Genomic DNA, 9,535 nt, shown 5'->3' on the forward strand with positions numbered 1-9,535 from the left:
ATTATCATGTATCTCATTTTCAATTAGTTTATCTTTGGTTTGGGATATGTTATAAAATATTTAATCAAATTAATTTGTTAATTTTTTAATTTTATTTGATAAATATTTTTTATTGTAAAAAAAATCATGTGGAGAATTATCTTGAAATTAAATAAACTCATGTTAGTAAGCGTGGTCTTACTAATAATTTTATCAATTGGTGCTGTTAGCGCACAAAATGACGATGTGCTTTCAGCCAGTAATTCTGCAGATGTTCTTTCTGCAGGAAGTTTTGATAAGACTATTTATGTAAGTGACACTGGAGATGATTCAGGATCAGGTAGTCAGGCAAGTCCTTATGCTACTTTATACAGGTCTTTATCAGATGTAAACTCTTCTGATAATGCCGTTATTTATGTAGGTCCCGGTACTTATTCTGGTGAAAACAATACAAACTTACAAATAAACTTGGCTCATAAGAATTATAATGGATCTCTTACTATTATTGGAGATTCAAACGGTGGAACTATTTTTGATGGTGATGATTCAGCATCTATTATTAAATCAATCAGTGCAGATTCAATAGTGACTTTAATTAATATTACTTTTGCTCATGGTAAAAGTGATATGGGTTCAGCTATTAGGTCAGCAGGGGATTTAACAATTGACGGTTGTGTATTTACTGAAAATGAAGCAACCAATTTAGCTGCAGTTTATCCTGAAAAAGGTTCATTAACAATTATGAACTCAAAATTCATAAATAATACTGGTAAACAATGTGTGGATATTTATTCATCATCAAGTGATATGGTATTGACTTTATTAAATAACCTCTTTGAAGGTTCAACAACAACATATTCTTATTCATATGCTCCATCCATATCCATGCAATCTGGAAAATCTACTATTAGGGGCAATACCTTTAAAGATATGGAAGGTTCATATTATGCTGGTGCATTATATGTTACTTACAACAATGATGATAATATTGCTAACATTACTGACAATACTTTCATTAACTGTACTTACACAGGTTCAAATGGTGCAATTTTATATTTCCAAAATGCTTATTTGAAAAACAATAATTTCATAAATTGTACATCTAATACTGCATTACTTTATTCAAACACTAATTTCAATGCTTTTGTTACTTTTGAAGATACTAAAGTTGATGGTACTAGTTTTACTTTAAAAGCAAATGTAACTGATGATATGGGAAATAAGGTCAAATATGCAGGAGTCACATTTTATTTGGATGGTAAAAATGTAGGTTCAGCTAAATCAGGTAATGATGGAGTTGCTTCTTTAAATGTTAATAAATTATTGGATAATGGAGAATACACAATTTCAGGTACACAGGAATATTCATCTTCTAGTCCTAATCCTTTTGAAGTGACTGTTAAAAACGGTACTGCAACAGTTGATTTTGACCATTCTCCTCTTGAAGTGTGGGTTTCAACTGATGGTAATGATACAACTGGTGACGGTAGTGAAGCTAATCCATTTTTAACTCTTAAAAAAGCTTTGGATTATGGAACTGCTGCTACTGTTGATTTGACTGTTCGTGTTAAAAACGGTTACTATAACGGAAATGATAATAGAGATTTGGAGTATTCCAATGTTGGTAGAATAGCCGTTATTGGTGAATCCTATGGAAATGTAATAATTGATGCAGAACATGCAAAATCAGGATGGTATTCAGCTGATATATTTTATTTCGGCAAAAATCTAGAGATTACATTAGTTAATTTGACTTTAATCAACTGTGACGCAAATCCTGTAAATGCATACACATTAACTATGAAGGATAATGTTGTTGTCAATTCAAGCACTATCCGTGCTCAAACCGGTAATGATGGAGTAAAAATTGACAATTTAAGAGTTATTAATGGTACCGGTCAGGCAATCAATGCTTATAATTTGGAATTAACCAATTCCTTATTTGAAAATTGTAACGCTGGTACTTCTACTGGGTTATTGTGGATATCCAAAAATAATGATAATGTAGCGTATTTGGAAAACAATACATTTATTCACAATACTGTTGAAGGAGCCTCCGGTGGTGCGGCATATTATGTTCAATGTGATTTAATAAGTATCAACAACACTTTTGACTCAAATACTGTAACTGGCAGTGGATCAAGTATTGCTTATGCTGGTAGTAATTATATCACTTCCATAAATGATAAATTCATTAACAACAATGTCACCAGCTATGTTGCACAATATAGAAGTTCCGGTAATAATCCGACTGAAATCATTGTGGAAAATATTACCTTTATCAACAACACCGCTTCAGCTAATGGTGCTGGTTTAGCAACTACTGGTGCTAAAATCAAAGGTGCTAAATTCATCAACAACACTGCTGCAGGCAATGGTGGTGCAATTTATATTTTAAATCATGGTAAAACAAGTCCGGTCTGTGAAATGAGTCTTGAAGATGTTGTTTTTGAAAACAATAAAGCAACTTCAGGAAATGATATTTTTATAGCTCCTAGTTCTGGAAACAATGTATTTGCTAACTTGACTGATTTAACAATCACCGCTAACAGTTTAAATGTAACTGAACTATCTGACACTTTAACTGTTACTGTAACCCATCCGTCCGGTGCTATTATTGGTGGAGGTGAAGTAACTTTCTACTTTGATGGTAATATCATAGGTAAATCTAATTTAATCAATCAAAATGCAACTTTAGAATATGTCGGTTTTAAAAACAATACCGTATATGAATTCACTAGCTTTTATCAATATGCTTGCGAAAACGACACTTATGTTGACGGTATCGTATCAACCAATATTTCTGCTTCTTTAGACAGTATTGAATTATACGTATCTGACAGTATGGGTGATGATGAAAATGGAAACGGTAGTGAAAACAATCCATTCAAATCAATTTCCAAAGCATTAAGTGAAGGATACACAAAATCCACTAATATCACTGTTCATGTTTTAGAAGGCAATTACACGGGTGAATTGAATACTAATTTAAGAATTCCTACTACTGTTGACATATTGATTGTTGGTGAAAGTTTGGATAAAGTCAATATAACTGACAGTGAAGCTGATTACTTTATAACTGCATTGGCAGGTAATGCTAAATTAACATTAGCTAATGTTACAGTAAATAGAGCTGCTCGTGATACTCAATCCGCTATTTATGTTGAAGAAGGAGCTGATATGGAAATTGACAACGTCAAATTTATTGGCGGACAAGGTAACTATGGTGGAGCTATTAACACTGCAGGTACTTTAGTTGTAAACAATTCTTATTTCTTTGATAATGGTTATGGAGATATATCTAAAAGAGCAAATGCATATTATGGTGGTGCTATTTGTAATGATGGTGTTTTAATAATTGACAATTCAACATTTGAAGCAAATCATGCAGGTAGATTATCCACTATTGCAAATCAAGGTACATTATACATGAATAATTCAAAAGTAATTGATAGCCTTGATGCTTACGCAATGAATATGGATTTAGTAGCTATTGGTGCATTTGGTGGTCAAAAAGGTAACATTACAATAGAAAACTCTATTTTTACAGTTACTAACAGAACAATTGGTGAATTATCCAATCGTATTTACATGCCACAAAATTCATTGACCTGTCTTGCAATAGGATCATGCGAACATGCAACAATTATCAACTCTACTTTTGAAGATAAAGGTGGAAGATACACCCCTAATGTATTTGGTGGAATCAACTCATGGAACCTTGCAAGCGGAGGTTATACTATTGTACCAGGAGATGTTGAGGTTTATGGCTCCACATTCAGAAATGTACAGTCAGTAAGTTTATTCTACACAAGAATTGATGGCAGTTCATATCACTCTAACAGAGTATTTGACGGATGTTTATTTGAAAATGTTGAATATTTAATTGCTGTTCTTAACTCTGGAGATAACTTATCTGTAAATATAACTAACTCAGTTATTTTATCAGATAATGGTACTAAAATAGGAATTGCTGCAGACAAAACTATTGATATGAATGTTTTCGACAACTGGTGGGGAAGCAACAATGCTACCTATAAAAACGCTACAATCTCAACTTCCAATTTCATTTCAAACTATGTTTTAAAACTCAGAGAAATAAGTTCAAATGTTGTAAATCCTGAAAATTATTTAATCTTAACATTAAATGCAACCAATAAAACAGGATTATTACAGGATGTAACCTTAGCATTCAAATCATTTGACGGTGAAAACGTATCTGATTATGAAGGCAGTTTATACCCACGTAATTTCAAAATATCTGCTGTAAACGGTACTTTGGAAGTTGAAGAAGGTATAATTGACAATTCCATTATCATTGCATTCGAGGGAACTGAAGGTCAAGGTTACTACATTGAAGCAACTGTCGACAATCAAACCGTTAATTTAACTGTTGAAGATAAATTGGCTATGGGTAATGTAACTATTTTTGCTGAAGATATCAGTATAACATATGGTGAAACTCAAATTAATGTTACTGTTTTAGAAGAAAACGGTAATCCTGTACCTGAAGGAATAATTACATTAGAATTAAATGATGAAACTTACACTGCAGATATTGTAAATGGTACTGCTACTTTTGACATTGATGTATTGCCTAACGGTAAATATACATTAGATTATTCCATTAATATGGATAAAGTTTATAATCCTGCTTCTAATTCATCCAATTTAACTGTTGTAGCATATAAAACAAATATTACTGCTAATGCGGAGGATATTAAAGTTGGAGAAGATGCAATTATTACTGTTACTGTAGACAGTGATGCAACAGGAACCATAACTGTTAATAATGAAACTAAAGAAGTTAAAGATGGAACTGCAGTATTTACAATTTCCGGATTAGGTGAAGGTAACTACACTTATGAAGTTACTTATTCTGGTGACGATAAATATAGCAAAGAAACAGTTGAAGTAGACTTTGAAGTATCAAAAGTAAGTGATTACGAATTTGAAGCTTCTGCTAGTGACATTAAAGTTGGCGAAGATGCTATCATTGAAGTTGCACTTCCTAGTGATGCAACAGGTAATGTAACTGTCAACGGCAAATCAGCAAAAGTTGAAAAAGGTGTTGCTAAAATAGCTATTTCTGACTTGACTGAAGGAAACTACACTTATGAAGTTATCTACTCCGGTGATGACAAATACACTTCCAACACTACTGAAGTATCCTTTGCAGTATCCAAAATTAGTGAATTTGAAATTAATGCCTCTGCTGAGGATGTTGATGTTGGAGAAAATGTTGTTGTAAAAGTCACGGGTATTCCAGCTGATGCAACTGGTATTATTACAGTTACTGTAAACGGTAAAGATTACGAAGCATTAGTTTCTGCTGGAACTGTTACTATTCCTAATTTACCTGCTGGTGATTATGAAGCTGATGTAGTTTATTCTGGTGATGATAAATACACTAATAAATCAACTACTGTTTCATTTGCTGTATCCAAAATCAGTGAATTTGAATTAAATGCTTCTGCTGATGATGTCATTTTAGATAATGATGTCATTGTTGTTGTAACAGGTATTCCAAGTGATGCAACAGGTAATGTAACAGTTACTGTAAATGGTAAAGATTACACTGGTGATGTTTCAAAAGGAACTTCTACTATTACCATTTCAGGTTTGGATCATGGTAAATACGATGCTGATGTAGTTTATTCAGGTGATGACAAATACACTAACAAAACAACTACCGTCTCATTTGAAGTAGCAAAAATCGTAACCAACGATACATTCGAAAAATTCTTCGATGAAGAAGGTAACTTAAGGGATGAAGTTAAATGTGATGAATTGATATTTGACGGTGTTATTTCAAATAAAAACACTGATAAAATCAATATTGACCGCCCTATTAAATTAGTTGGTGAAAATGCTACATTAGATAATATTGCTATTGATGTAACTGCTGATGATGTGGTCATTGATGGATTTACTATCAACGCAGAAGACATGGAATATGCAATAAGTGTAGAAAATGCATCTGATGTATTAATCGTGGGTACTACTTTAAATGTCGAAGGTAAAACCGGTGAAACTGCTTATGCAATCATTGCAGATAATGCAGATAATTTAGATATAATCGGAAATGATATTGTTTATGAAGGAAATGGAAATGGTACTGGTGTAACAAATGCCCTTCGTGTTTCTAACTCAAAAGGTGTTGTAGTATCAGATAATGAATTTGATATCACTGTTCCTTCCAGCTATGTTCCTTGGGATGAAGTTCCTCCTGGATCTGGAAATTGGGTAAGTGCTCCTATTTCTGAAGGAATCGTATTTGATAATTGTGATGATTTAGAATTGAGTGAAAATGAAATCAATGTCGATTACAATGAAGTTGTTGGAAGTTATGACACTATCTATGCAGTGGATATCAAAAATTCAGACAATGTAATTGTTGACTCAAATGTTATTGATGCAAACGGTCACTCATACATATACGGATTGGTTATCAGCGGTAAAAACTTCACAGTTTCAGACAATGAAATTACAACCGAATCAGATTCATACTATGCAAATGGTATTGAGATTGAAGGACCTGCTGCAGGTGTCATTGAAAACAACAATATTGAAACCAATGCTCCACTTTCAGCATATCCAGTATATTCATCAATGTCTAACGGAGATGTGGAAGTTGAATACATCAACAACAACATTTCAGGTAGTGCTGCTGTAATTTATGGTATGGAATTAGGCGGTGCAAAAGAAACCGTAACCGGCAACAATATTGAATTGGAAGGAAACTACACTCTTGGTATTGCTTCAAAAGCAAAAGAACTTATTGTAAAAGACAATACCATTGTTGCTCCTGGTTCAAATGTTGGATCTCCTGATGTATGGGATTCAATTCCTTATGAAACTGCAGGTATTAAAGCTATTGCAGGAAAAGTTACTGTAGAAAACAATAACATTACAACTACTGGTAACTACTCAGTTACTTTAACAACTAATGATGAGGTCAACGTTGTTGGAAACTATTTGGTTGCTAGTGAATTAACCGGTGATGCAAGTGTTAACTATGTTTCAGAAAATGCTATTGTCAAAGATAACATTCCAAAAATGGAAAAAGTTAACCTTGATGCTGGCGATGTGGAATCCGTTTACGGAGATGATGTTAAAGTAAATGCAACAGTAACTGATAGGGACGGTAATCCTGTAAGTGATGTTCCTGTTACATTAACTATTGGAGATAAAACTTACAACACTAAAACTGATAAGGATGGTATTGCCGCATTCGATTTAGGTAAATTGCCTGCTGGAAATTACACTTTAGATTATTCAGTAAATGCAACCGGATATACTAAAGAATCAGCTAATGCAAATGTTTCAATAGATCCTGCTGAAGCAGATATTTCAGTAGACATTAATGAACCAGTTAGTGGTGAAGATTTAGTCGTTAATGTCGCTCTTCCTGAAGATGCTAAAGGTAATGTAACCGTTAGTGTTGACGGTAAAAATTACACTGCTCCAGTTAAAGATGGAAAAGCTACAGTATCTGTTCCTAACTTAAAATCTGGTGATTATGCAGTAGATGTTACATATTCTGGAGATAATAATTATAGTCCTGTTTCAAAATCCGCTAATGCAACAGTTGAAAAGGCTATTATAATCTCAGCACCTGATGTAACTAAATACTTCCACGGACCTGAAAGATTTGTTGTAACCGTAACTGACAATAAAGGTAATGCATTAGCTAATAAATCAGTTGTTATAAATATTAATGGTGTTCCATACACCAGAACTACTGATGCAAAAGGTGTTGCAAGCATTGCATTAGGATTAAACAGTGGTGTATATAATGTAACCTCAACAGTTGATGATGAAACTGTTGATTCTGTTGTTACAATTTTATCTACTGTCAACGGTACTGATGTTGTGAAAATGTATAGAAACGGTACTCAATACTATGCAACATTTTTAGACAGTGATGGTAAATACTTGGCTGATGGAACTACAGTTTTATTCAACATCAATGGTGTGATGTATGAGCGTAAAGTATCTGGTGACAAAGGTCTTGCAAAATTAAACATCAACTTGGTACCGGGTGAATATATAATTACTGCAATGAACCCTGTAACCGGAGACAGAACAGCAAACAACATTACTGTGTTGCCACTCCTTACAGAAAACAAAGACATTACCAAATACTACAGAAACGACACACAATACACTGTTAAAGTATTAGGTGCTGACGGCAAAGCTGTCGGTGCAGGTGAAACTGTCAGATTCAACATCAATGGTGTCTTCTACGAAAGACAAACTGATGCATCAGGAATTGTTAAACTAAACATCAACTTACAAGCTGGAGATTACATCATAACTGCAGAATACAACGGATGTATGGTGTCTAATAACATCAAAGTATTGCCTATATTAAATGCAACAAACATTGTAATGAAATACCGCGATGGAACCCAGTTCAAAGCTAATTTGGTTGATGGACAAGGCAAACCTTATGCAAATCAGGCTGTTACATTCAACATCAATGGTGTTTTCTATAATAGAATAACTGACAATAACGGTCAGGCTAAGTTAAACATTAACTTAATGCCTGGTGAATACATTATAACCTCAAGTTATAATGGTTCTAGCATTGCAAACACAATAAAAATAAGTGCTTAAAGAGGTTTAATATAACCTCTTCTTTTCTTTTTTTTTTAATTATTATCGATAAAATTCTGTATTAGCCAATCAGAAATACTGATGTCTGAAGAATATCTGATTATTTCATCTTTTTTAAACCATTTTGCCTTAACTATTTCATCACCGTCGACTTTAATATCGCCTGAATCATATTCGGCTTCAAAACCTAACATTAGTGAATTTGGAAATGGCCATGATTGGCTTTTAAGGTATTTTAAGTTTTTAATTTTTATTCCTACTTCTTCAGACACTTCTCTGTGAACGGCTTCTTCTATTGACTCACCGGGCTCTACAAAACCTGCAATTAAGGCATATCTTATGGTTTCATGATAACTGTGCTGTGCCATAAGAAGTTTGTCCTCATTTCTGATGGCCACGATAATTGCAGGAGCGATTCGTGGATAGTGTACTTGACCACATTCTGGGCATTTTAACATCATGTCCTTTTCATCTACTTTTGTCTTCGCTCCACATTTTCCACAAAATTGATGTGATATATACCAATCGTTTACTAAAACAGCTTTTGTTCCAATCAGGTAGAGATCCTTGTCAAATTCATAAACTTCCCTTAAATCAAAACCTTTTTTAAAGTTGCTGTTTACAACAAAACAGTCTTTATTTTTATATTTTCCAATAAATAGTGAAAAATTAAAATTCATGTCTGTAATGTCAGTAATTAATTCTTTATCTTCTAATAATAGCTCTCTATTTTCGTTAAAAATAAAATAATATGCATCATCACTAGTGTACGTATCACTAAAATTAATCTCATAATCTTCGTAAATGGATTTTTCAATCATGGTGATTGTTTTATTTTTCATTTATTTAATACATTGAGTTTAATTAATTAAAGTAATACTTTTTTTACATTTTTTATGCTTTAAAGTAGTAATAATTTAGTTAAAAGAGAGCT

At 33.0% G+C, this 9,535-nt stretch carries 2 protein-coding genes; one reads left to right on the plus strand and one right to left on the minus strand.

Annotated features, from left to right (window positions below; all coding sequences use genetic code 11):
• The first annotated feature begins 141 nt into the window (after nt 1-141).
• Nucleotides 142-8,601: an Ig-like domain repeat protein gene (locus ACKI3Q_RS04545; protein WP_407414705.1), complete on the plus strand. Its 8,460-nt coding sequence runs from the start codon at nt 142-144 to the stop codon at nt 8,599-8,601.
• A gap of 35 nt (nt 8,602-8,636) precedes the next feature.
• Here ACKI3Q_RS04545 and nudC read toward each other — a convergent pair whose 3' ends face one another.
• Complete coding sequence (gene nudC, locus ACKI3Q_RS04550) at nt 8,637-9,443, minus strand: NAD(+) diphosphatase (protein WP_407414707.1); 807 nt, start codon at nt 9,441-9,443, stop codon at nt 8,637-8,639.
• Nucleotides 9,444-9,535 lie beyond the last annotated feature (92 nt).

It is taken from the genome of Methanobrevibacter sp. (assembly GCF_045636185.1).
Taxonomy (GTDB): Archaea; Methanobacteriota; Methanobacteria; order Methanobacteriales; family Methanobacteriaceae; genus Methanocatella.